The sequence below is a fragment of the Streptomyces sp. NPDC057137 genome, from assembly GCF_042670825.1.
Taxonomy (GTDB): Bacteria; Actinomycetota; Actinomycetes; order Streptomycetales; family Streptomycetaceae; genus Streptomyces.
Genome location: NZ_JBHUUW010000047.1, coordinates 18,232 through 41,230 on the forward strand (window position 1 = coordinate 18,232; position 22,999 = coordinate 41,230).

Sequence of the window (22,999 nt, forward strand, 5' to 3'; positions counted from 1 at the left end):
TCCGCTAGCAGCAAGAACCACCTCTGAACAGGCCACTAGCTTCTAGCGGCCTTCCCCGCGCATGCCCTGTTTCCTGCCCTGGGAGGGGTTTCCGTGCCGTCCCTGCTCACCGCTATGCCCGCTCTGATAATCCTCACCCTCTGCTACGCGGCGCTGTGCGCCGTCTCGCCGCTCGGTACCTGCCGCAAGTGCCACGGCTGGGGCTTCCGCATGAAGCAGAACCGCCGTGGACGGATCAAGCGCGGTCGGGACTGCCGCCGTTGCCGCGGTTACGGCAGGCGTATCCGCATCGGCCGGCACCTCTACAACGTCGCCTCTCGTCTCCACCGCGCCGGCACCCGCTGATCTCTCTTCCTCTGCGCGCTTCAAGGAGGCCGCTCCGTGTTTCTCACCATCTCGGCTCTGGCGCTGACGGGTCTCTTCCTTGCCCTGCTCCTGCGGTTCAGAGCGCTCGGGATCGGCGCCGCCGCCGTCGCCGTGCTCTTCGGCTTCTACCTCTCCCGGACCGGCGCCGCCGACTCGATCGACCAGATCATGACCGCGCTCGCGAACGCGGTCCGCAACGTCAGCCCATGACTTCGTACGTACGAGAAGGGAACCCCGCCATGTTCGACGAGTACCAGCAGTACGCACCCGCCCCGCCGCGTATCTCGCTGATGGCGGCCGGCGAACTCCGCGACGCCCTCACCGCCATCGAGGAGGGACGCGGCCCGGCGGCCGTCGCCTCACTCATGGCCATCGACCCCGTCTCGTGGCAGGCCATCGAGCGGCGCCTGGTCGCGGTGCTGGGCGACGACCTCCGGGCCTTGCTCCTGTCAGCCGCCGAACACGCGTGGGCGTCCCCGCGCCTCTGAGAGAGGGATCACTCATGACCAGCGACACCATCCCGTGGTTCCACAGCCTCACGGACAGCGTGCACGCCCTCGGCGCCGCCGCTCGCGAGTATCGGGCCGCCAATCAGGCGGCGCGGGTCGCGTCCTGGCACATCGATCCGGCTCGACTGCTCCCCGTGCATGGCTCCGTACACGTGCCCGGCAGGGACTTCGTCCGGCCGCACGACGACGCTCTGTTGAAGCTCGGAGACCTGTACAGCCATCTGGCGAGGAGCACGAGGGATCTCTACGAAAACGCTTCGCTGGCCTACGCCTACAGCGCCATCTCGGCGGTGAGGTCCGTCCTCACGGGCGAGCGTCCATCGCACGCCGAACTCGGCCGCCGCAACGGCCGGTACGAACTACCGACGGAGTCGCTTCCCGAGACGTCCGGCGACCTCGGCCAGTGGACGGGTGCCAACCATCTTGCCCGGCTTCGAGAGCAAGTGATCGAGCGACAGCACGCCCGCGCCCTCGTATCGGACTTCGAGTTCTACGAGGACCTGGCGGACTGTGAGACCGCTGAACTCACCACCGCGTCAGCCTGCGCCGCCGGGCTCGCCGACAGCGCGTATGCATACGGCGAGGCAGCCGAAGGCGCCCTGTACTTCGCGATTCTCAGGAGCGGAACGGCCAACTCTTCGCCTCGTCGCCCCTGATCACCTAGGCCGGGCATCGCCGCCCGTCGACTCCCGCTCACGGCACTCGCCATTCAGCCCGGGGCAGCGGTCGACGGATCAATGAAGCCCGCTGCCCCGGTGCCTCCCATCCCATCCACGGAATCAGGAGGTGCCATCAGAATGCACCACATCCACCGTGCTCGCGCGGTCGCCCTCGCGGCTGACCGAAACACTTCGCTGAACAGCACCACCGCCCGAGGGGCCGCACAGTGATCAGCGAGTTCCCCGATCACGAGGACCCGAGCACCGCACCGCCGAACGACCAGGAAGCCGAACAGGCAGCGCTCGGCGCCATGCTGCTGTCGCGCGCGGCGCTCGGTGAGGTCAGCGCGCTGGTCACCCCGCACGACTACTACCGTCCCGCGCACGCGACCATCCACGCGGCGATCACGACGATGCACGTCGCGGAACTGCCCGTCGACCCCATCACCCTCGCCGCCCACCTGCGCGAGACGGGTGACCTTGAACGCGTCGGGGGCGCGAGCTACTTGCACACGCTCGTACAGTCCACGCCCACGGCGGCGAACGGCTCGTACTACGCGCAGATCGTCACGGGCATGGCCAGGCAGCGCTGCTTGATCGAGACCGGAACGCGCCTCGTCGCTCACAGCCGTCACGGCCTATCCGACGCCCAACAACTCGCCGCCCGCGCCACCGCCGAGCTGGCCACCATCGGCGGCGCCGCACGCTGGCCGGACCCGATCCCCCTCGGTACTCACGCATCGCTGCCCACATTTCCCGTCGGTGCGCTGACACCGTGGATCGCTGAACACGTCGCCGCCGTAGCCGAGTTCACGCAGACGCCACCGGACCTCGCGGCCACCATGGCGCTCGCAGCCGTCGCCACGGCGGCCGGCGGGCGCGTCCAGGTAGAGGTACGGCCCGGCTGGCGCGAGCAGTCGAACCTCTACCTCGTCTGCGCGATGCCCCCCGCCTCGCGTAAGTCGGACGTCTTCGCCGCGATGACGGAGCCGATCTACGACGTCGAGCGCCAGCTACAGGAGGAATCGCGGGCGTCCATCATCGAGGCCGAGACCGCAAAAGAGGCGGCGCTCGCCGAGGCGGAAGGCCTCATGGCGAAGGCCCGTAAGCCCGGCGACTCGATCGACCGCGCGGCACTCGTCGCCGAGGCGTCCGCGGCGAAGCTCCTCGCCGAGGAGATCCGCGTACCGCCCCGGCCGCGCCTGACGGTCTCCGGTGACATCACGCCGGAGCCGCTCGCCCAGCAACTCGCCGTGCACCGCTGCCTCGCGGCTCTGTCTCCCGAGGGCGATCTCTTCGACATCATCGCCGGCCGCTACAGCGCCAAGCCGAACCTCGGCGTGTTCCTCCAGGCCCACAAGGGCGAGCGGTTGCAGACGGACCGCATCACCCGTGAACAGCCCAGCGTCGACAAACCCGCGCTCACCATCGGCATCACTCCACAACCGGCAGTGCTGCAAGACCTGGCCAGCACTCCCGGTGCCCGTGACCGCGGCCTCCTCGCCCGCTTCCTGTACGCGCTCCCGCCCTCGAACCTCGGCTACCGCAAGACCCGCACCGCGCCCGTACCCGCCCCCGTCGCCCAGCGATACCACGGCCGCCTGACCCGTCTCCTGCACACGTTCTACGCCCTCCCGGAGCCGGTCACCGTCACTCTCACACCACAGGCTGACCGAGCCGTAGAAGCCCTCCAGGACACACTCGAAGCGTCACTCCGCCCTGACCAGCCACTGGCCCATCTCCCGGACTGGGCGGGCAAACTCGTCGGCCACACGGCCCGCGTCGCGCTCCTGATCCACCTCGCCGACCGGGCAACGACCGACCGATGGGGCCACCCGGTCGAAGAGACCACGATCCACCGAGCAGCCGAGATCACTGCCTACTTCACGCAGCACGCCTTGGCGGTCTTCGACCTGATCGCCTCCGACCCGGCCACCGACGCCGCCCAGACGATCCTCGACTGGCTACGGCGCCGCAAGACGAACGGCACCTGGCGCACGGCCATCAAACGCCGCGACGCGGTAGCCGCCTCCCGCCGCTTCCGCACCGTCGCCCAGGTCGAACCGGCGCTCGCACTGCTCGAAGCCCACGGCTACCTCCGAGCGGACGAGCCTCACCGCACCGGTCGCGTGGGCCAACCCGCCTCGGCGACGTACCGCGTCCATCCCTCGCTTCACGATGGCGGCACCGATGCCTGCTGACCGTCAGCAGCGTCAGCACAACCCGCTGACCAGCAAGCACACCGACGGACACACAGTCAGCGCTCGTCAGCCCGGTCAGCAACACCCCACCCCGTTGCTGACGCGGCTGACACGCGCTGACGCCCCGCAATCCAGCAAACCCGCAGGTCAACGAATTCCGCTGACGTTGCTGACGCGTCCGGCTCCGCCCGCAGACCGCGCCAGCCACGGCACGAAGGGGGACTGACCACCTTGCGCCGCGAACCCCACCTCAAGCTCTGCGACCTCCTGGACGAACTCGACATCTCCCGCGCCGCCTTCTACCGCATGCGCGCCCGCGGCCAGGCCCCCAAGTGCATCCGACTCCCCAACGGCCAACTCCGCTTCCGCCGATCCGACTTCGAAGCCTGGCTCAACGACCACGAGGAGGCACCCGCATGCTGACCTTCGACGTACGGATCTACGAGACCGAGTTCCGTGCTGATCGCCGGAAGTCCTTCCGAGTGCGGTGGAGCGTTGGAGGCAAGAAGCATTCGAAGAGCTACGCGCTCAAAGCACAGGCCGATGGCCGGCGCTCCGAGTTGATGGCCGCAGTCCGCCAGGGCGAGCAGTTCGACACCGAAGAAGGGCTCCCCACCTCGGAGCTCCGCGCGCAGAACAACACGGCCACCTGGTACGAGCACGCCCAGGACTACGCACAGATGAAGTGGCCGCGCGCGGCGGCAAAGCACCGGGCGAGCATCGCCGACGCCTTGGCCACGGTCACACCAGCCCTCGTCCAGCCTGATGTTCGCGGCTACTACAAGCCCCGAGTCCTCCGCACCGCTCTCTACGCGTGGGCATTCCGGATGGTCCGCCAGGATGACGGCACGCTGGTCCCGCGTATGGAAGCGGAGACACCTCCCACCGAGGTTGCTCACGCCCTGGCATGGGTCACAAAACACTCCCTGCCAATCACCGAGGCCGCCAAGCCTCAACACCTCCGCAAGGCGCTCGCTTCGATCTCGATCAAGCTTGACGGCAAGGCCGCCGCCGAGAACACGACCAGGCGTAAGCGGATGATCCTCAACAACGCCTTCGTATACGCCACCGAGCGCGACCACTTGGAGGCAAACCCTCTCAAGCGCGTCGACTGGCAGGCACCACCCACGGACGACGAAATCGACTTCCGTTTCGTCCCTGACCCGCAACTCGCCAGGGCCCTGATCGCTGCCGTACGAGCCCAGGGCACGCGCGGCGAACACCTCGAAGCGTTCTTCGGCTGCATCTACTACGCCGCGATGCGACCGGGCGAGATCGCGGCCCTCAAAAGCACGGATTGCGTCCTACCCTCGCGCGAGGACGAGTGGGGCGAACTCATCCTCGCCGAGAGCCACCCCGAGGTCGCGGCCGGCTGGACCGACGACGGCGCGTCCTACGACAAACGCGGCCTAAAACGCCGCGCCCGCAAAACCACCCGCCCCGTCCCCATCCCGCCCGTGCTCGTCCGCCTACTCCGCGAACACAAGGACCGCTACGGCGTCGCCCCTGACGGCCGTCTGTTCCGAGCGGCCCGCGGTGGCCGTGTCCGCTCTACCGAGTACTGCGACCTGTGGAAGGAGGCCCGCCGAGAGGCCCTCTCACCCGAGGACGCCAAGTCCCCGCTCGCAGAGGTTCCGTACTCGCTGCGGCACGCCGGCATATCCCTGTGGATCAAGGCAGGAGTCGAACCCCCCGAGGTAGCTCGCCGCGCGGGCCACAGCCTGGCAGTGATGTACCGGACGTACGCCAAGATCCTCCGAGGCCGCCAAACTCACTCCAACCAACTGATCGCAGAGGCCTTGTTGGACGACGGATCCTAAGCCAAACCCACGGGTCTTCCGCTGAAGAAGCAGCAACGCTGGCCGGTGGGGCGCTATGGGGACCGTCACTCCCCACCGGCCCGGGTCATGCGCAACGATCGAAAGACTCGTGCCCTGAGACAGCATGGGCTGGCATAAGGCAGCCCGTATGCGCTCGCTCGCTTACTGCATCGCAACGGATAGGCCCCATCCGCGCGGCCGAGCCTGTCCGGCGGATCTTCATAGACCCGCACGGTCGCCACCGCCTACCGGACCCAGGCTTGTTGGGATGGAGCGCCTCTCAGCTGGCATGCTGATGATGTCAGCTGTGCTGGTGATACGGCCTTTCCTACTGGCGTCTCTGCGTTATGTGGTGGTGCGCTCGGCTTGTCCGATGTCTGTCGCTATGTGAACCCGTGAGGGCCCGGCAGATCGACAACGTCGTTGGTCAGCAAGCTTGCAGTGCCTTCACAGAGGCGGGGTCCGGTCCCGATTCAGGAATTTGATCGCCAGCTTTCAGGCTCGTACAAGGTTTCCCCCAACCAGTCAAGGCTGTCGATCATGAAATGACGCTTCAGCGCGAGCGTCGGTTCTAGCACTCATACGTCGCCCCCACCGGGCCATCGCCTGAACCTACACATCAGCGTGGCTCGCAACCAGCTGACGCGGTGTAATCTTCTGACTGGTGTACAACACCCCATTTAGTCGGCTGAATTCACCATCGGGGGGATGGGTGGGGGAAGATCTGCAGCCACGCAAGCACAAGGAAAAGATCGTTCGCGAGGCTCTGGAGACCATCATGGCCTCGGGTGCATGGGTACTTCGCCCGGGTGGTCACTGGGGCATCCTCACGTGTCAAGCTGGCTGCCACCGCATCTCGGTGAACGGGACACCCAGGGTGGCTGAGAGGCATGCTCGCGACCTGGTGCGCGAAGCTAGGACCTGCCCCCTGCCCGACGAAGATCCCCGCAGCGTGAAGCGCCCATCAGAGTGAGAACCGCTTGACGGGGCGCCGTGCGGGTATCGTACTGTTGACGAGTGTCAACGGGTTGCATCGCGAAGCTGGTTGGGGGAGCGACGATGAAGACCTACGCCCTGAAGTTTGAAGCACAGCCGCCGGGTGACATTTCGGCGACCGAGTCCGCATTTTATGACCATTTTGATGGCTTGTTGGCCGAATCCTTCGGACGGCTGTTGATAACGGTATACATGGGCGACCACCCGAATGGCGCCATGGCTGCCAAATCTGCGGCGTGTGAGATCGAGAAGAACCTCGGCATCATGGTCACGCGCGTTGATCGCGACCTAGTAGATGCCGCAGAAATCGCCCGACGTATAGAGCGCACCAGAGAAAGCGTGCGCCAGCTGATCCACGGCGAGCGGCGCAAGGGTGACCCATTTCCAACCCCGGTAGGATCTCCTAACGGGAAGAAGATTTGGGAATGGTCCACAGTTAATGAGTGGTTGCGGCATCACGTCCCGGGAGCTGGAGACCCAGAGTTCGGACTTACGCGAGACGAGATGGCAGTCGTCGATAACTGGTTGCTCCGTTGGGGGGCACTGACGCGTGACCAGCACATCGGCTTGGAGTTCTACGAGATCACGGCCCCTGTAGGGCTTCGCGATGAGCTTCACGTGCGGTCAAGCCGTGTCGCCGATGCCTGGGTAGCTTCCTGGAACAGGGGAAGTCGGGTCGTCAGGCGCGAGCCGCTTTCCACTGTTGAAAGCGACTAGGAATAATAATGGCCTTCACAGTCAAAAATGCTGAGGAGTTGCAGCATCAAGCCAGTTCGGTGGTCGCTCATGCCGAACTGATCGACGTTAGAATTTTCCTGCTGCACGCGGAGGTTCTAGACGTTGAGGCATCGAGTGATCTTCAGGAGATCAAGTCCCTAGACACCGCGTTGGGAATAGGACGAGAAAACGGAAATCTTACCTACCACTTTGAGCATGAAATCGTGCTGAAGGGGGTGCAGGGCAAAGATGCCGTCAAACTGCAGGTCCACCTGGGCGCCCTCTTTCAGTTTCCTGAGGAGACCGAGCCTGGTGGCGACGTGACTGAAGACAGCTTGGTGGCCTTCGGGCAGACTGCGGCTCAGCTCGCTGTACACCCCTACCTACGCGTTGCGGTCTCTGACCTCACCGCTCGTCTGGGCTGCCCGCCTGTCACCCTTGCACTCTTGAAGCGATGAGTCGCTAGTCCGACTCCCGCGCGCTCAGGTCGACAGGGCGGGTTTGGCCGGCGACTTGCCCGGTTTGGAGTAAGAAGGATGTGCCCTCGCCCGTTGTCAGAGGTTCCGGTTGCCGGGATTCTGGGGGACACCTGGGGGACAGACACTGATCCATGGCGGTCTACAGGCGAGACACGATGAGACAGGCTCAACGTCGAAGGGGCGCCTCCGAGTTGGAGGCGCCCCTTCTGACCAGCGCGTTCGCTGACCTGCTGCGGTGGGTGTGGGATTTGAACCCACGGTGACATCGCTGCCACGACGGTTTTCAAGACCGTTCCCTTAGGCCGCTCGGGCAACCCACCCACGCCCCGCCCGACCAGCGACGGAGCGGCTACAGCCTACCGGCTGCGGGCGGTCCCCCGTGGCGTTGGTCCGTCTCTGGTCCGTGGGCTCCGGAAACGGTCCATGCCGAGGCCCGTTCAGGGTGCCACGCAGGGACGTCGCGCCGCCATTGAGTAGATCCAGGGCTCGTCGGCCACTCGACTGGTTGCCCTCGCCGTCACTCGGCTCGGTCATCTCCGCATCAGGTCGCTCGCTCCGCCTGATGCCCTCCCGGTGCTCGTAAAGTAGTTGGTCAGATGCGTCGTCAACGCACCGAGCAACACTCTGGCGACAATGACAAGTTGCTCACCGGTCCCAACCCATCCCCCAGACACCGCGCCGAAGAGGTCGCCTCATACGGTTGGCGAGGATGCAGGCGAGGCCGGTGACGACGAGGAAGTGCTCAGCCCTCGTAGCATCGGTGGAGGCTTCGTCGGCCGGCGAGCCAAGCCGTCGTGGCCGCCTGCTTTTGCTGGCGCAGTGTCTTCGTTCAACGATGGGCTGGTCGCTGCCGGCCACGGTCGGTGGCTTACGAGTTGATGTCCCAGTCCGGCCGACGGGGGGCCGTCGGCCGGTCCTGGAGCGGCACGTCGAACCCTTCCGCTCCGGTGGGTACGCCCTGGAAGCGGTCGCCGAGTGGTACGGCATCCCGCGCGAACGCCCCGGTGATCCCTCCTGTAACGCCGGGACCACACTCGTCCTCGTGCATGCGCGATGCGTGACTGACCAGGCAAAACATCACCACGCGGCAGCCTCGGGCATCACCTGGCAAGGATTCGATCCCAGCCCTGCAGCGGGGCCCACAAGTTCGAATCCTGCCGGAGGCACTGCGCTTCACTGCTCTGACCTGGAGTTCTCCCGGGGAGGCGGTTCTTTCGGGCTCGGGCTCCTCGTCCGGGGCGTTTGGTGAGGGGCAGGGCTTCGAGGCCGTTCTGTGGGCCGTACAACCCCCGGTGCCCTTCAGTGGTCACACCTGCACCGAGCGATGCGTGTGTGCGGGGTCGGAGGGTTGGCAGGATCTGGCCCCCGCATGTCGTCGGCTCGGAATATCGACTCGGACAGCCGTCACGGCGTCCGGCGTGCCGTAGGAGAAGAAGACACGCATGCAGCAGAACCTTCGCACCATCCTCGCGACCACCGCCTCGGCCGCCCTCGTCAGCGGGCTGCTTCTCGCCGCCGGGGGGAGTGCCGTCGCCGCGCCGTCCGGGATGCAGGGTGACTTCAACGGCGACGGTTACCGCGATCTCGCGATCGCCGCGCCCATCGGGAAGATCAGCGGAAAGACGGGGGCCGGGTACGTGGCCGTCGTCTACGGCACCAAGAACGGACTCAACAAGTCCAAGCGCACCATCATCAGCCAGGCCACCACCGGTATTCCGGGAACGCCGGAGACAGGCGACTACTTCGGCGACCGCCTCACCACCGGTGACCTCGATGGTGACGGGTACACCGACCTGGTGGTCGGCGTGCACGGCGAGCGGATCGGTGACACCGACTCCTTCGGCGTCCTCACCGTCGTCTGGGGCGGCGCGAGCGGGCTGAAGTCCGCCGTCGACATTTCGGCGCCGCTGCCCAAGTACCGGAACGAACTGGGCTGGGGCCTCGCATCCGGTGACTTCGACGGGGACGGACGCACCGACCTGGCCGCCGTCAATATCGCCGCACCTGAGCTGAACATATTCAAGGGACCGATCTCCCGGACCGGCAAGGCGGCGGGTCTCGTCGGTATCGACACGTACAGCCAGACCGGCATCAACGCCGACAGGATCGTCGCGGGGAATGTCAACGGCGACAGCGCGACCGACCTCCTGGTCATGGGCCAGGAGGAGACAGGCGACGCGTACCGGACCCGCAGCGTCCTCTACAAGGGCGGCAAGACCGGACTCAAGGCGTCGAGCAAGGTCGCCGGGGGCTACGAGGCCGTCATCTCCGATGTCGACAAGGACGGTTACGGCGACATCGTCACCGGCAACTTCATGGAGAAGTCCGCCGACGAACCGAACGGCGGTCTCGGAGGCGCGATCACCGTGACATACGGCAGCGCCGCCGGGCTGTCCACCCGTACGCCGGTCCGTATCACCCAGGACACCACCGGAGTTGTCGGCACCGCCAAGAAGGGCGACCGCTTCGGCTGGAGTCTGGCCGCGGGTGACACCAACCTCGACGGCTACGCGGACGTCGCGATCGGCGCGTCGGGCGAGGCCACGGGGAGCAAGCGGGCCACGGGCACGGTCACCGTGCTGCGAGGCTCCGCCAAGGGGCTGACCGGCACCGGTTCCAAGAGCTTCACGCAGGACACGGCGGGGGTGCCCGGAGCCGCCGAGGCCGAGGATCAGTTCGGCGCCTCCGTCGAACTCACGGACAGCAACAAGGACGGCCGCGCGGAGCTGGTGGCCGGCGCCTTCGCCGAGAACGCGGGCGCGGGTTCGATCTGGCTCTTCAAGTCCGGTACGAGCGGTGTCACCGCCACCGGTTCGACGTCCTTCGGCGCCGCCTCGGTCGGCGGGCCCTCCGGCTCGTCGTACTTCGGCGAAGTCCTCGCCGGATAGGGCCGGACCCGCCTGGACGCTGTTGGTTGGCACGGTTCCTCGCGTGACGTCGGCTCTCAAGACCTGGTTGTGGTCTTGGGAGCCGATGTTGTTGTACGGGGTGGGTATTGATGTCGATGCAGCCGCAGGGCCGGGGAGGACACCGATAGGCAGCCCATTCCTACGGCGGCGGGCCCGGTGCCGAGCGGCAGGCGCTCGTCGAGCGGTGGGGCGAACGCCATGGCGTCGACGCCGCCCGCCGCCTGGGCGACGCCGAGGACCTGGCCGGCGCCGTGGCGAAGGAGGTGACCCAGGACAACACCATCGGCACCTACGCGAAGTCCTGACGGGTGTGCGCGCTCCTCCGCAGCCACCGGCCTGCCGGAACGGAAGGCCGGATGCCTGGATCGCCGCTGAGGTGGCTCCCGATCGCATGGGCAACTCGGCGACTCCGTTGATGAGTTGCTGTCGACCATGTGCGAGCACCGGTTCCACGTCTATCGCCTCGCCAACGCTCGGCGCCCGTCCGTGGGTGATCTTCTGAGGTTGGGCGAAGACTCGTCGTAGTCGTACGCCCGCGGACTGGCCCTGCCGCGACCGACCGGCGAGCATGACCGCCGTCGCGTGGCGAGGTCCGCTCGGGTGGCGGCCGGCCCGTGCCCGGTCGGCATAACCCCCGTTGTCGAAGCGGGCGTCGGTGGTAGCGGTCTCACATGGCGCGCAGGCCTCGGTCGGTGAAGGTGATCAGCCACTCGAAGCTCTCGTCGATGTCGGCGCTCCATTGGAAGCCGTTGGCCGCCTGCAACGTGGCGAAGCCGTGGCAGAAGCTGCGGAGCATGCGGAGGGCGTGGTCCACGTCGGGCTTGGCTATCTCGTAGCCGTGTAGGACCGCCATGAACGCGTCGAGGAGCCGTTGGTTCGCGGTGGCCAGAGGGTCGTCCGGGCTGGACGGTTCCACGCCGATCGTCGCGGCGTACCGGCCGGGGTGGTCAACGACGAAGGCGCGGAAGGCGCGTGCCGCGGCCGCCAGGGCGTCGCGGCCCGCGTAGCCCTGGACCGCGAGGCCGACCGCGTCGGCTGCCTCGCGCATCGCCAGGGCCGCGATGCGCCGGTTGAGGTCTTCCTGGCCGCCCACGTGTTTGTACAGGGACGGGGTACGCACGCCCACCCGTTCGGCCAGCAAACCCATCGTCAGGTTGGCGAAGCCCACCTCGTCGGCGAGGGTGGCGCCGGCCGCGACCACGGCCGTCGGGTCCAGGCCGGCCCTAGGCACGGGCGGTGTCCGAGCGGAGGAAGGCGAGCGTGAGCGAAACCACCTGGTCGGGGAACTGGTCGTGCGGGTAGTGCCCGGCGCCGTCGATCATCTCCAGGCGGCCGAGGCCGGACGGCAGGGCGTCGACGATCGCCGAACCCTCGGCGTGCGGGTCGGCCCAGTCGGGGTCGAGCGTGCCCATCACGACCAGGACCGGGCAGCGGACGTTGCCGAGTTGCGCGCCGGCGTCGGTCGGGGCGCTGCGGCCCATGCCCTGCATGGCCTTCATCCGGCCCGGCTCGCGCAGCAGGGAGTCGATACGGCCCAGCCGCTCGGCCCAGTCGGCGGGCTTCGCACCGGGGTAGGCCACGTCGAGGTACGAGCGCCAGAGCGGCAGGCTGCCGAACGTGCCCGCGCCGAGCAGCCGCAGCATGCCCTGCCGGAAGCGCTTCACCCGCAGGTCGCCGAGGCGGATCGACTGCTTGCGGGTGAACGGCGCCAACTCGACGACCGCGGTGATCAGCGAGGGCTCCCGCGCCGCGGCGATGGTGGCGGCGCCGCCGGAGACCGAGTGGCCGACGAGCACGGCCGGGCCGCCGAGGTGGCGGACCACGGCGAGCAGGTCGCCCGCGATGGCGGTGCGGCTCCAGGCCGGCCAGCCGACGCTGGATTCGCCGCAGCCGCGCAGATCGACGGCGGCGACCCGATAGCCCGCCGCCACCAGCGGCGGGATGACCGTACGGTACGCGGCGCGGCTGTCGCCCATGCCGTGCGCGAGAACGATCAGCGGGCCGGACCCCGCCACCTCGTAAGCGATCGTGCCGCCGTCGACGGCGAGGTACTCGGTCATGGCATCTCCCAGTAGCTAATTACGTTAGCTACAAGCTAATGACGTTAGCCCAACTCGTCAAGGCCGGCCCTCCGCCACGGTCCTGCGGGTCAGCGGGCCCGGTCGTAGACCACGGCGATCTCGCCCAGTTCACCGGCCTCCTGGCGTGTGAGCTTCCACTTCGTTCCCGGCAGGCCGTCCTCGAACAGTCGCTCACCGCCCCCGGCTGTCTCGGGGCAGATCAGGAGATACAGCCGGTCGATCAAGTCCGCGGCGAGAAGCGCCTTGATGACGCTCGCGCTGCTGTTGACGAGGATGTCGCCCTCGCCCGCGGCCTTGAGCTCGGCGACGACATCGGCGGCCGGGGCGTTCACCACGCGGGTGCGTTCCCACGGCGCTTCGGTCAAGGTGGTCGACAGGACCACCTTCTCCGTGTCGACCAGCCACTTCGCGTATCCGCGATCACGCGGATCGGCGTTCTCGTCCTCGGCGACGGTCGGCCAGAAGCCCAGGAATCCCTCGGCGTTGAGCCGGCCGAGCAGCGCTGTCGTCGCGCCCTCCCAGATACGGGTGAGATGGTCTCGCGCCACCTCCGTGGTCGCGTAGCGGACGATCGCGCCCATGTCGCCGGGCCCGCCGGGGCCGTTGTAACGCCCGTCGAGGGTGAGAGCGATGTTCGCGGTCACCTTGCGTGCGGTCGAGTTGGTCATCGCTGTACTTCCTCTTCGTCGGTGTGAACGGCGTTGGCGAGATTGCCGAGACTCTGGCCGAAGCCGATCTCGATGCCTGCGATGAAGTCCGCGGAGTCGACGGTGCTGTCGGTGATCCGGTAGCGGACGTCGAGGTCCGTGCCCGTTCCGTCGGCGGTGGGCCGGAGGCCGAAGTCGACGTGGGCGGTGAAGGCGGCGCCGCCGTCGGGGAGCTGCGGGGAGAGCCGGTACGCGAGGCGTTCACCAGGGCGTACGTCGTCGACGACGCCCTCCCCTCGCCCGGCGACCACGTCGGAGCCGTCGACGTCCTCGACATCGCGATACTCCAGGACGATCCGCCCGCCGGGGCGCGCCTCGAAGACGAGCTCGGAGACATGGAGGTCGTCGGGCGTCCACCATCGGGTGAGCAGGGCGGGCTCGGTCAGATGGCGCCAGACCAACTCGGGGTGGACCGCCAGCGACCGGTGGAAGCTGAACGAACGGCCGTCGGCCCACCCCGGCTCCTCGGCCGCCAGACGCTCAGTTTCGAGGCTGCGCCCGTAGTGGTCGTACGTCACGCGCAGGCCACCGACCTGGTCCGAGATGTCGGCGAGCCGCCCGAGCGCGGTCGCCAGGTCCCGCAGGGGAGCGGACCGCAGCGCGTAGATACGGCGCTGGCCGGTCCGCTGGGAGGTGACGACGCCGGCGCGCTCCAGGGTCTGCAGGTGCTTGGTCGTCTGCGGTTGGCGCGCCTCGGCGAGCTGCGCGAGAACACCCACCGGGCGGGGGCGCTCCGCCAGGAGGCTTATGAGCCGCCAGCGGGCCGGGTCGGCCAGTGCGGCGAGGAGTTCGTCCATGCAGGCAAGCATTCACTGCCAAGAATATTCGTGTCAAGGAATATCTCGGATCCGGTTGGAGGCCGGTTGCGCCCACGTATTGACGACCCCTCAGCCCTACGCGCAGCATTGCCGGAACCTGTACGTTCCTGTTGCTTGCTGTGCGGGAATGTTCTCCCGCGATCGATGTTCGTGCCGTGCTGCTGACCCCCACCTGCGGAGCTGCCGACGATGAACGCTCGAATGCTCAGGCTCCACGCGAAGGCCATGGCCGCACTCCTCGCCGGCTGCCTGCTCGCCACGTTCTCGCCCGGCGCCGCCGTCGCGGTGCCCGATCACCCGACCGCAGGCGCCACCGACACCGACACCGCCAGCGACAGCCCCACCGGCGCCGGGAATCCGTTCGTCGACGGGTGGTACGCGGACCCGGACATCGCCGTGTACGACGACACCTACTGGGTCTACCCCACCACCTCAAGGGCGTACGAGGAGCAGACCTTCCTCGACGCCTTCTCGTCGACCGACATGGTCAACTGGACCAAGCACAGCAACGTGCTGACGACGGACGCCATCTCCTGGGCCGAGTACGCCGTGTGGGCACCCGCACCGGTCGAACGCGACGGCAAGTACTACCTGTTCTTCGCCGCCAACGACATCCAGAACGACTCCAGCCTCGGCGGTATCGGCGTCGCGGTGGCGGACAAGCCGGAAGGCCCGTACTCCGACGCCATCGGACGCCCCCTGATCGGGCAGTTCCACAACGGCGCCCAGCCCATCGACCAGGACGTCTTCATCGACGACGACGGTCAGGCGTACATGTACTACGGAGGCTGGGGCCACGCGAACGTCGTCAAGCTCAACGACGACATGACCAGCCTCGGCACCTTCGCCGACGGCAGTACGTACAAGGAGATCACGCCCGCGGACTACGTCGAGGGCTCCCAGATGTTCAAGCGCGACGGCATGTACTACCTGATGTGGTCCGAGGGCGGGTGGACGGGTCCGGACTACTCGGTCTCGTACGCCATGTCCGACTCACCGACCGGCCCCTTCGCCAAGATCGAGAAGGTGCTCGCCCAGGACCCGGCGGTGGCCAAGGGCTCCGGTCACAACTCCGTCGTCAACGTGCCCGGCACGGACATCTGGTACATCGTCTACCACCGCAGGCCGCTCAGCGAGAGCGCCGGCAACAACCGCCAACTCGCCTACGACCGGATGTACTTCAACGCCGATGGCACGATCCGCCCCGTGGAGATGCAGGTCGAGGACAACTTCGCCGACGGCAACGCCCTGGGCTGGCAGACCTACGGCGGATCGTGGTCGGCCGGCGACGGACGCTACCGCGCGGACAGCTCGCCGGGCGGCAAGGCACTGCTCGACACCGACTTCGCCGACTTCACCTACGACGCCGACGTCACGGTCGCCTCGGGCGACGGTGACGCGGGCCTGATCTTCCGCGCCACACGGCCGTCGGTGGGAGTCGACAACTACACCGGCTATTACGCGGGGATCAGCCCGACCGGCAAGGTGGTGCTCGGCCGGGTGAACGACTCCTGGACACCGCTGGAGTCCGTCGGCGCGTCCCTCCCCGCCGGGTCGACCCATCGGCTCCGGATCTCGGCCGTGGGTTCCGCGATCAAGGTGTACGTGGACGACATGGCCACGCCCAAGATCTCGGTGACCGACGACACCTACCGCGGCGGAGCCACCGGGGTACGGGTCTTCAACACCGCCGCGGACTTCGACAACGTGTCTGTCGACAAGGCCGGGTGAGCCGGGCAAAGCCGGGTGAGCCAGGCAAAGCCGGGTGGGCCGGGGAAGGCCAGGTGAGTCGGGAAGGGGCGGCTCCTAAGCTGATCCGCATGGTGCCCGTACCCGTAGCCGTACCCGTACATGCCCTCGCCCACCGGCCGTTGACCGTCGCGGCCGTCGCCGAACTCGTCGCGCTGCCGACGGCTCCGCTCCTCCCCGACAACGACTTCGACACCGTCGACGCGGAGCTTCGGCGACGCGGATGGCGCTGGGAACACGAGTTGGTCTGCGACTCCTACCGCGCCGGACACGGGCATGTGCTGTGCACCGACGGCGTCGATCCCTTCGGGCACCCGGACGCCCGGCACTTCCTGGTCTTCGGCGAGCTGTATCCCGTCGACCCGGACGACGAGAGCGTGGGCAACGGGCCGTGGCTGTACGACCTCATGGATCAATGGCGGGAGCAGCCGGGCTGGAGTGAGCGCAGGCCGGCGACGTACGGAGACTGCGAGGCCGTACTCGCGGAGGCGGCGCGGGCGGTGACGGAGCACCTCGGTACGGCCCCCGAGCGCACGATCGTGTCGTCAGCGGCCGTGGTCACCGGCCACGCGATGACGCACCGCGTCTGGCGCACCTCCACCCACGCCCTGGTGCTCGGCCCGGCGGCCGACAACGGGCCTTACGGCTACCTGACGCATCTGCAGCTGTCGTACACGCCGCTCGCCTGCGGTCCCGAGCTGCCCGCCGCGCGCGACGCGGACGACGCAGACGCCGTAGTACAAGAGAACGACGAGGCGGGCCTGGCCAAATGGATCACGGCGCACGTCGACTGGTGACCTCGGTCTCCTCCGGCACCGCCCACCCGCCACGCGGCCGTAATTCCGTCCGGACCGGGGCCCGCCGGGCGGGGCTTACCCGCCTCGCCGACGCGGGTGGGTCATGATCGGCGATGGTCGGCGTTCGGCCGGGCCGGGGGCGGCGTAAGGGAGATTGCCGTGGACATCCTGCTGGTCGCGAGTGCCTTCAACAGTCTGACCCAGCGCGTCTTCGCCGAACTCGGGGACCGCGGGCACTCCGTCCGCGTGGAACTGGCCCTGGGTGACGAGCCACTACGGGAAGCCGTACGCCGTACCGCCCCGGATCTGGTCGTCGCACCCATGCTCAAGACCGCGATCCCTGCCGACATCTGGTCGGCCCATGTCTGTCTGATCGTCCATCCAGGACCGGTGGGCGACCGTGGACCGTCCTCGTTGGACTGGGCCGTGCACACCGGCGCCACCGACTGGGGGGTGACCGTCCTGCAAGCCGCGGAGGAGATGGACGGCGGGGATGTCTGGGCCTCGGTTCCATGTCCGGTACCGGCGATCGGCAAGAGCGACCTCTACCGCAACGAGGTCTCCGACGCCGCGCTCGAAGCGGTGCTGCTCGCGGTGGAGCGCTTCGCCTCCGGAACGTACGTTCCACAGCCGCAGGACACCCCGCCTACGGAGGCGAGGACCGGCGCGTGCGGTCGGCCGTACTTCGACCAGAATCTGCGACGCGTCGACTGGGCCTCGGACCCGACCGAGACCGTGCTGCGCAAGCTGCGCGGGGCGGACTCGCAGCCCGGTGTGCTGGACGAACTCCTCGAAGAGGAGTGGTACCTGCACGGCGGCCACCCCGAGGACACCCTGCGCGGGCGGCCTGGCGACCTGGTGGCCACCAGGTCCGGTGCCGTCTGCCGGGCGACCGTCGACGGGGCGGTGTGGATTCCCGAGCTGCGCCCCCGCCGTAAGGCGGGCGGCCCGGCCACGTTCAAACTGCCGGCGGTTCTGGCCCTCGGGGACCGAATGCCGGCGCTGCCGGAGATCGCCGCGCCGTGGGAACTGCCCGAGGGGCGGCGTACGTGGAGTGACATCCGCTACCGCGAGGCGGGCCCGGTCGGCTTCCTCTCGTTCGCCTTCGCCGGCGGGGCGATGAGTACGGAGCAGTGCCGGCGCCTGCTCACGGCGTACCGGTTCGCCTGTGCACGGCCGACCACGGTGCTGGTACTCGGCGGGAGCCGTGACTTCTTCTCCAACGGCATCCACCTGAACGTCATCGAGGCGGCCGCCGACCCCGCGCGGGAGTCCTGGGAGAACATCAACGCCATGGACGACCTCGTGGAGGCCCTGCTGACCACGACGGACCGGATGCTCGTGAGCGCGCTGGGCGGCAACGCAGCGGCGGGCGGCGCCATGCTGGCCCTGGCCGCGGACGAGGTCTGGTGCCGGACCGGAGCCCTACTCAACCCGCATTACCGGCTGATGGGGCTGTACGGGTCGGAGTACTGGACGTACACGCTGCCCCGCAGAGTGGGACACGAGGAGGCCGAGCGCCTGACGCGCCGCGCCCTCCCGGTGACGGCTTCCCGGGCGTACGGGATCGGGCTGGTGGACGTCGTCGTCGAGAGCACACCTCAGGACTTCGGCGCGGTGGTCGCACGCCGCGCGTCGCGTCTCGCGTCGGCACCGGGCACGCGGCGGCGCATCGGTGAGAAGAAGGCGGCGCGCGAACGGGACGAGGCGGTCGCGCCGCTGAGCGCGTACCGGGAACGGGAACTGGCCGAGATGCGCGCCACGTTCTTCGATCCCGGCGCGCCGTACCACGCGCTGCGGGCCGCCTTCGTACGGAAGACGAAGCCGTCGTCGACGCCGGAGCATCTCAGGGCCGGGACGTCGCGGGTGGTCGGCCAACCTGGGTGATCAGGAAGGTGGTGCGGATCTCCGCCGGGCCCCGGCCCCCGCCCAGGCGGCATCTCGAACCGTCCTCCTACAGAGGCCGTTCGAAGCACAGTGAATTGTCCGAGTCCGCGTAGTGACCGAAGCCCGGGATCGGTTCGTAGCCGGAGCGCGTGTAGAAGCGGACCGCGTCCGGCTGGGCATCTCCCGTCTCCAGACGGAGACTTGACCACCCCTGGTCACGCGCCCAGTCCTCCAGCGCGAGCAGGACGCGCGACGCGACGCCCGTGCCGCGCGACGCCGGAGCGACGTACATGCGCTTGATCTCGCCGACGCCGCCCGCGCCACCCGCACCGCCCCTGCCGACTGCGCCGAGAGCGCGCAGTCCTCCGCAGCCCACGGCTGACCCGTCGTCCTCGTACGCCACGAAGAAGACCGCGATGTCCGCCTCCGACGGCGGAACGCCGGGTTCGCTGTCCGGGGTCCCGTACCGCTCGGCGATCTCGACCCGCTGGCGCGCACGCAGGGCGACGGCGTCCGGGTTGTCCCACTCGACCTGTTCGATCTTCATGCGGGAATTCTGCTGAACCCGTGTTTCGAGTGGGTGAAGCCGGTGGCACTCAGTCGATCCGCGAACGTGTCCACACCGCCCGGTTTCCCTGCGCGGCGCAATATTGGTCTCGCTCGCCTGTCGATCGCGGGCCGTCCCGTTCGCCGTTGTCAGTGAGGCCGCCGACAGGTGCGGCTCCCGCGTACGAACGAAGGAAACGCGCATGCGAAAGCTGATGGTCACCACATTCGTCTCCCTCGACGGGGTGATGCAGGGGCCCGGTGGCAGTGACGAGGATCGGGACGGCGGGTTCGAGCACGGGGGATGGTCCGTGCCGCACTTCGGGGCGGATCTCATCGAGCGGATGACCGACGTGGTCCACCGCGCCGACGCGCTGCTCGTCGGGCGCAGGACGTACGACATCTTCGCCGCCACCTGGCCGCTCGCCGAGGCCGACGACCCGATCGGGTCGAAGATGAACAGCGTGCGGAAGTACGTCGCGTCGCGGACACTGGACACCGTGTCGTGGCAGAACTCGACCCTGCTGACGGGCGATGTCGCCGAGGCCGTCGCCGGGCTCAAGCAGGGCGACGGCGGCGAGATCCAGGTGCACGGCAGCGGTGATCTGATCCAGACGCTGATCGCGCACGACCTCGTGGACGAGTTCCATGTGCTGGTCTTCCCGGTGCTCGTCGGCTCCGGGAAGCGCCTCTTCGGGAAGGGCACCGTCCCGGCCGGGCTGAAGCTCGTCGACACCGCGAGGTCCGAGAGCGGTGTCGTCATCAGTACGTACGCGCGCGCCGGCCAGGTCGAGTACGGGGCCATGGGCCCGGAAACCGGCAACTGGTGACTGGCAACCGGCGACTGGCAACCAGCGATTGGTGACTGATAACCGACAGGCTGTTGAGTCGAGCGGACCGGAGGGACGAGCGTCATGCCGCAGTACGCGATTCTGATCTACGAGAAGGAAACCCCGGGCGGCGTCGCCGACATCCCGCCCGACGTCATGGAGGCGAACATGCGCGCCGGCGAGCAGATCGCCGCGATGGGCGTGCGCGTCGTCCACGAGCAGGGGCTCGAACCCAGCGGGGCCACGCGCACGATCCACAAGGACGGGCTGGTCACCGACGGGCCGTTCATCGAGAGCAAGGAAGTGATCGCCGGGTTCTTCGTGGTCGAGACCGAAGACCTCGAAACGGCGGTCGCCGTCGGCAAGCTGCTCCCGATCATGGACGGCGCGGTCGAGGTACGGCCCCTGCTCCCCGTTGAGTGACGTCGAGTGACCTCGGTCCGCCGCGCCGTCGAGGACGCGCACCGTCGCGAGTGGGCCTCCGTGCTCGCCGCGACGGTACGTGTCACCCGCGACCTGGACCTGGCGGAGGAGTGCGTCCAGGACGCCTACGCCGCCGCCCTCGTCGACTGGGCGCGCGGCGGTGTGCCGGGCAGGCCCGGTGCCTGGCTGACGACCGCCGCCCGGCACAACGCCCTCGACGCTCTGCGCCGCGCCAGGACCCTCCGGTCGAAGCTGCACCTCCTGATCGAGCCAGAGCCAGAGCCAGAGCCAAAGCCGGAAGCGGAGACCGAGCCCGAAGTCCCCGCTCCCGACGACCGGCTGCGGCTCGTCTTCCTCTGCTGCCACCCCGCCCTCGCCCCCGCCGCCCAGATCGCCCTCACCCTGCGCCTCGTCTGCGGCGTCCCGACCCCCGACATCGCGCAGGCGTTCCTCGTCTCCGAACCCACCATGGCGGCCCGCATCACCCGCGCCAAGAAGAAGATCGTGGCCGCCCGCATCCCCTTCCGTATGCCCGCCCCCGCCGAGCTGCCCACCCGCGTCGACTCCGCCCTCACCACCATCCATCTGCTTTTCACCACCGGCCACACCGCACCCGCCGGCCCCGCGCTGACCAAGGACGACCTCGCCGGGCGCGCGCTCGATCTGGCCCGGCTGCTGCACGCGCTCCTGCCGGACGAGCGTGAGGTACGGGGGCTCCTGGCGCTGCTCATCGCCAACCACGCCCGCCGGACCACCCGTACGACCGAGGACGGGCGCCCGTCGTTGCTGGCCGAGCAGGACCGTACGGCCTGGGACCAGGACGCCATCGCCGAGGCGCACGAGCTGGTCCTCGGCGCGCTCCGGGGCGGCGCCCCCGGCCGGTACGCGCTCCAGGCCGCCATCGCCTCGCTGCACGCGTCCGCGCCGACGTACGCCGAGACGGACTGGGACCAGATCGTGGTTCTGTACGACGCGCTGCTGACGATCTGGTCGTCGCCGGTGGTCGCGCTCAACCGGGCCGTGGCCGTCGCCATGGTCGACGGGCCGACGACGGCGCTGGCCGAGGTCGAGGCGCTCGAACAGGACGAGCGCCTCGCCGGCTACCGCTATCTGCCCGCCGTCAAGGCCGATCTGCTGCGCCGCCTGGGGCGGGCCGAGGACGCCGCCGTCGCGTACGAGCGTGCCGTCGCACTGGCCGACAACGACGCCGAGCGCGCCTTCCTCACCGACCGCCTCGCAGAGAGCCGCGCCGCTGCCCACGACTACCCATGACTACCCGTGAGGCTGTCCGTGCCGCCTATCCGTGCTTCGTGAACTCCGCCGTCCCCAGCGTCGTGAACCACGAGCGGATCTTCGCCACGTCGTCCGTCTTCGCCAGCGAGAGCAGCAGCAGAATGCGCGCCTTCTGCGGGCTGAGGTCCGCGGCCCCGACGACCGCGTCGTCACCCTCGCCCTCGTCGTAGACGGCGCCGTTGCCCGTACGCGTGGTGGACGCGAACACCACGCCCTGCTTGGTGGCGTCGGTGCGGGCCGCCGACATCGACGACGAGATGCCGCCCGCGCCCGTACCCGCCGTGACGACGCCGTCCGCGCCCGCGTCGGCGAACGCCTTCACGGCCTCGCCACTCGCGCCCTGGTAGCTGAACGCGATCTCGACCTTCGGCAGGTCCTTCTCCGCGATCCTGCCGACGTCGAACGGGGTACGCCAGCTCGACCTGCCGCACTTCTCCACCCGCGCGGGCGCCCTGTTGATCCGCACGCGCTCCTGGTCCACGACCCCCAGCGTCCCGCTCGCGCCGCTGTTGAAGGTGTCCATGCGCAGCGCGTCCGTCTTGCGTACCTCGCGCGCCGCCTGGATCTCGTCGTTGAGCATGATGACGCTGCCGAAGCACGTGGTCTTACGGCTGGCGGCGAGCTGGATCGCGTTGTACAGGTTCGCGGGACCATCCGTACCGAGGACGGTCCACGGGCGCATCGCCCCGGTCAGGATCACCGGCTTGTCGCTGCGGACCGTCAGGTCGAGCCAGTACGCGAACTCCTCCATCGTGTCCGTGCCGGTGGTGACGACCGCCGCGTCATTCGTACGGAGGGCCTTGTCGACCGCGAGGGTCAACGCGCGGAATTCGGCTATGGAGTAGCTGCCGGAACCCTTGTTGCCGAACTGCACGGTGGACACGTCGGCGATCTCGTTCACCTCCGGCTTGAGGTCGCCGACCAGCTCGGAGATGGGGATCTTGCCGGACTGGTAGTCCTGGAAGTCCACCCTGCTCTGGCTCACGCCGGCGATCGTTCCGCCGGTGCCGATGACGGCCACCTTCGGGCGCTTGGCCGGGGACTTGTCCCTTTCGGCGGCGGTGGCCGTGCCGGCGGTCAGGGCAACGACCGCCGTCAGCAAGGCGCTTCGACGCAGGATTCCTCGCATGCCGTACCTCTCCCAGACGGACTGAACGGACTGATCACGCCAGATCTGGGAGAAACGTGACTGAGGCATATTTCACGCCACAG

22 protein-coding genes and 1 tRNA gene are annotated in these 22,999 nt (G+C 68.4%); 16 read left to right on the plus strand and 7 right to left on the minus strand.

Features of this window, described 5'->3' with window-relative positions:
• The first annotated feature begins 114 nt into the window (after positions 1-114).
• The 9 genes from ACFT9I_RS28970 (at position 115) to ACFT9I_RS29010 (ending at position 7,726) form a co-directional block, all read left to right on the plus strand.
• On the plus strand, positions 115-345 hold the full coding sequence (locus ACFT9I_RS28970) for a hypothetical protein (RefSeq protein ID WP_382569035.1): 231 nt from the start codon (positions 115-117) through the stop codon (positions 343-345).
• Positions 346-381: 36 nt separating this feature from the next.
• The gene (locus ACFT9I_RS28975; protein WP_382569036.1) at positions 382-576 is read left to right on the plus strand and encodes a hypothetical protein; all 195 of its coding nucleotides are present in this window, start codon (positions 382-384) and stop codon (positions 574-576) included.
• Positions 573-854 carry a hypothetical protein gene (locus ACFT9I_RS28980; RefSeq protein ID WP_382569038.1) on the plus strand — a complete coding sequence of 94 codons (282 nt, stop codon included), beginning with the start codon at positions 573-575 and terminating at the stop codon, positions 852-854. The genes ACFT9I_RS28975 and ACFT9I_RS28980 overlap by 4 nt, the downstream gene beginning before the upstream one ends.
• A 14-nt stretch (positions 855-868) precedes the next feature.
• Positions 869-1,531, plus strand: a complete 663-nt coding sequence (locus ACFT9I_RS28985) for a hypothetical protein (RefSeq protein ID WP_382569040.1) — start codon at positions 869-871, stop codon at positions 1,529-1,531.
• Between the two features lie 230 nt (positions 1,532-1,761).
• Positions 1,762-3,735: a DUF3987 domain-containing protein gene (locus tag ACFT9I_RS28990; RefSeq protein ID WP_382569041.1), complete on the plus strand. Its 1,974-nt coding sequence runs from the start codon at positions 1,762-1,764 to the stop codon at positions 3,733-3,735.
• Positions 3,736-3,966: 231 nt separating this feature from the next.
• The gene (locus ACFT9I_RS28995) at positions 3,967-4,158 is read left to right on the plus strand and encodes an AlpA family transcriptional regulator (protein WP_135064497.1); all 192 of its coding nucleotides are present in this window, start codon (positions 3,967-3,969) and stop codon (positions 4,156-4,158) included.
• Complete coding sequence (locus ACFT9I_RS29000) at positions 4,152-5,555, plus strand: tyrosine-type recombinase/integrase (protein WP_382569043.1); 1,404 nt, start codon at positions 4,152-4,154, stop codon at positions 5,553-5,555. Before ACFT9I_RS28995 ends, ACFT9I_RS29000 begins: the two co-directional genes overlap by 7 nt.
• A gap of 1,059 nt (positions 5,556-6,614) precedes the next feature.
• Complete coding sequence (locus tag ACFT9I_RS29005; RefSeq protein WP_382569045.1) at positions 6,615-7,268, plus strand: hypothetical protein; 654 nt, start codon at positions 6,615-6,617, stop codon at positions 7,266-7,268.
• A gap of 8 nt (positions 7,269-7,276) precedes the next feature.
• Complete coding sequence (locus tag ACFT9I_RS29010; RefSeq protein ID WP_382569047.1) at positions 7,277-7,726, plus strand: hypothetical protein; 450 nt, start codon at positions 7,277-7,279, stop codon at positions 7,724-7,726.
• 254 nt (positions 7,727-7,980) lie between these two features.
• Here the strand turns inward: ACFT9I_RS29010 and ACFT9I_RS29015 are convergent.
• Positions 7,981-8,067 (minus strand) — tRNA-Ser (locus ACFT9I_RS29015).
• A 1,122-nt stretch (positions 8,068-9,189) separates the two neighbouring features.
• Here ACFT9I_RS29015 and ACFT9I_RS29020 point away from each other — a divergent pair.
• Entirely contained in the window at positions 9,190-10,635 is a 1,446-nt protein-coding gene (locus tag ACFT9I_RS29020; RefSeq protein WP_382569048.1) for an FG-GAP and VCBS repeat-containing protein, read from the plus strand.
• 688 nt (positions 10,636-11,323) lie between these two features.
• Here ACFT9I_RS29020 and ACFT9I_RS29025 read toward each other — a convergent pair.
• From ACFT9I_RS29025 to ACFT9I_RS29040, 4 genes are all read right to left on the minus strand, one after another.
• On the minus strand, positions 11,324-11,857 hold the full coding sequence (locus ACFT9I_RS29025) for a TetR/AcrR family transcriptional regulator (RefSeq protein WP_382569092.1): 534 nt from the start codon (positions 11,855-11,857) through the stop codon (positions 11,324-11,326).
• Positions 11,858-11,879: 22 nt separating this feature from the next.
• Complete coding sequence (locus ACFT9I_RS29030) at positions 11,880-12,716, minus strand: alpha/beta fold hydrolase (protein WP_382569049.1); 837 nt, start codon at positions 12,714-12,716, stop codon at positions 11,880-11,882.
• A gap of 89 nt (positions 12,717-12,805) precedes the next feature.
• Entirely contained in the window at positions 12,806-13,405 is a 600-nt protein-coding gene (locus ACFT9I_RS29035) for a dihydrofolate reductase family protein (protein ID WP_382569050.1), read from the minus strand.
• The gene (locus ACFT9I_RS29040) at positions 13,402-14,241 is read right to left on the minus strand and encodes a metalloregulator ArsR/SmtB family transcription factor (protein ID WP_382569052.1); all 840 of its coding nucleotides are present in this window, start codon (positions 14,239-14,241) and stop codon (positions 13,402-13,404) included. Before ACFT9I_RS29040 ends, ACFT9I_RS29035 begins: the two co-directional genes overlap by 4 nt.
• A gap of 210 nt (positions 14,242-14,451) precedes the next feature.
• On the opposite strand from ACFT9I_RS29040, the gene ACFT9I_RS29045 reads away from it, so the two are divergent.
• From ACFT9I_RS29045 to ACFT9I_RS29055, 3 genes are all read left to right on the plus strand, one after another.
• Complete coding sequence (locus tag ACFT9I_RS29045; protein ID WP_382569054.1) at positions 14,452-15,993, plus strand: family 43 glycosylhydrolase; 1,542 nt, start codon at positions 14,452-14,454, stop codon at positions 15,991-15,993.
• A gap of 89 nt (positions 15,994-16,082) precedes the next feature.
• Positions 16,083-16,808, plus strand: a complete 726-nt coding sequence (locus ACFT9I_RS29050; RefSeq protein WP_382569056.1) for a hypothetical protein — start codon at positions 16,083-16,085, stop codon at positions 16,806-16,808.
• A 159-nt stretch (positions 16,809-16,967) separates the two neighbouring features.
• Entirely contained in the window at positions 16,968-18,695 is a 1,728-nt protein-coding gene (locus ACFT9I_RS29055; RefSeq protein ID WP_382569057.1) for a hydrogenase maturation protein, read from the plus strand.
• 67 nt (positions 18,696-18,762) lie between these two features.
• Here the strand turns inward: ACFT9I_RS29055 and ACFT9I_RS29060 are convergent, their stop codons facing one another.
• Positions 18,763-19,242: a GNAT family N-acetyltransferase gene (locus tag ACFT9I_RS29060; protein ID WP_382569059.1), complete on the minus strand. Its 480-nt coding sequence runs from the start codon at positions 19,240-19,242 to the stop codon at positions 18,763-18,765.
• 202 nt (positions 19,243-19,444) lie between these two features.
• Between ACFT9I_RS29060 and ACFT9I_RS29065 the strand changes: the two genes are divergently transcribed.
• The 3 genes from ACFT9I_RS29065 (at position 19,445) to ACFT9I_RS29075 (ending at position 21,766) form a co-directional block, all read left to right on the plus strand.
• Complete coding sequence (locus ACFT9I_RS29065) at positions 19,445-20,071, plus strand: dihydrofolate reductase family protein (protein ID WP_382569061.1); 627 nt, start codon at positions 19,445-19,447, stop codon at positions 20,069-20,071.
• Positions 20,072-20,155: 84 nt separating this feature from the next.
• Complete coding sequence (locus ACFT9I_RS29070; protein WP_382569063.1) at positions 20,156-20,494, plus strand: YciI family protein; 339 nt, start codon at positions 20,156-20,158, stop codon at positions 20,492-20,494.
• Positions 20,495-20,500: 6 nt separating this feature from the next.
• Positions 20,501-21,766, plus strand: coding sequence for an RNA polymerase sigma factor (locus tag ACFT9I_RS29075; protein ID WP_382569065.1), 1,266 nt, complete (start codon positions 20,501-20,503; stop codon positions 21,764-21,766).
• A 25-nt stretch (positions 21,767-21,791) separates the two neighbouring features.
• Here the strand turns inward: ACFT9I_RS29075 and ACFT9I_RS29080 are convergent, their stop codons facing one another.
• Positions 21,792-22,916, minus strand: coding sequence for an asparaginase (locus ACFT9I_RS29080; RefSeq protein WP_382569067.1), 1,125 nt, complete (start codon positions 22,914-22,916; stop codon positions 21,792-21,794).
• Positions 22,917-22,999 lie beyond the last annotated feature (83 nt).